The organism is Paenibacillus enshidis (assembly GCF_042136365.1).
In the GTDB taxonomy this organism is placed as follows: domain Bacteria; phylum Bacillota; class Bacilli; order Paenibacillales; family Paenibacillaceae; genus Paenibacillus; species Paenibacillus enshidis.
The window spans coordinates 1-1,174 of the sequence record NZ_JBHHMI010000071.1 but is presented as its reverse complement, the minus strand read 5'-3'; the positions used below and the strand labels follow the sequence as shown (position 1 = coordinate 1,174).

Sequence of the window (1,174 nt, the reverse complement as noted above, 5' to 3'; positions counted from 1 at the left end):
GGGTGAAGTCGTAACAAGGTAGCCGTATCGGAAGGTGCGGCTGGATCACCTCCTTTCTATGGAGAATCGCTTCCTGCGATGGAAGCATTCAAATGTAAAATCAGGTTTCGGCCTGTTGCTCACTCGTTGCTCAGTTTTGAGAGCTCAAACTCTCAATATACTGCATGAAATTCATTCAGAGATGAATTGAGTTTCATACAGGGTGCTGTTTCTGTGAAACAGCGTTGCACCTTGAAAACTGGATACCGAAACGAAACATTGCGTTTTAGAATCATCCTTTTAGCTGAGCTTGTGTCAACAAGTGAAGTATAAAATGATAGCCAATAAGGAAAGATATTTTGCCTTCGGCAAAAATCACTTCTTTATTGAACAATCGCGTTTACAAGTAAACGCTAGGTTAAGCTATTAAGAGCACACGGAGGATGCCTAGGCGCCAGAAGCCGACGAAGGACGTGGCGAACGACGAAATGCCTCGGGGAGCTGTAAGCAAGCTTCGATCCGGGGATGTCCGAATGGGGAAACCCGGCTGTCGTAATTGACAGTCACTATTCACTGAATTCATAGGTGAATGAGAGGCATACCAGGGGAACTGAAACATCTAAGTACCCTGAGGAAGAGAAAACAATAGTGATTCCGTCAGTAGCGGCGAGCGAACGCGGAGTAGCCCAAACCAGGAAGCTTGCTTCCTGGGGTTGTGGGACGTCTCCCATGGAGTTACAAAGGTGTATCGTAGATGAAGAGGTCTGGAAAGGCCCGCGATAAAAGGTAACAGCCCTGTAGTTGAAAGGGTACACCCTCCGAGACGGATCCCGAGTAGTGCGGGGCACGTGAAACCCCGTATGAATCCGGCAGGACCATCTGCCAAGGCTAAATACTCTCTGGCGACCGATAGTGAAGCAGTACCGTGAGGGAAAGGTGAAAAGCACCCCGGAAGGGGAGTGAAATAGAACCTGAAACCGTGTGCTTACAAGAAGTCAGAGCCCTTTTTATGGGTGATGGCGTGCCTTTTGTAGAATGAACCGGCGAGTTACGCTCCCGTGCAAGGTTAAGGTGAGAAGCCGTAGCCGCAGCGAAAGCGAGTCTGAATAGGGCGAAGTAGTACGTGGGCGTAGACCCGAAACCGGGTGATCTACCCCTGTCCAGGGTGAAGGTGCGGTAACACGCACTGGAGGCC

The 1,174-nt window shown here is 49.7% G+C and carries 2 rRNA genes; both read left to right on the top strand.

Annotation, left to right across the window (positions count from 1 at the left end):
- A 16S ribosomal RNA gene (locus ACE41H_RS25120) occupies positions 1–56 on the top strand; the annotation flags it as partial.
- Between the two features lie 339 nt (positions 57–395).
- Positions 396–1,174 (top strand): 23S ribosomal RNA (locus tag ACE41H_RS25115); the annotation flags it as partial.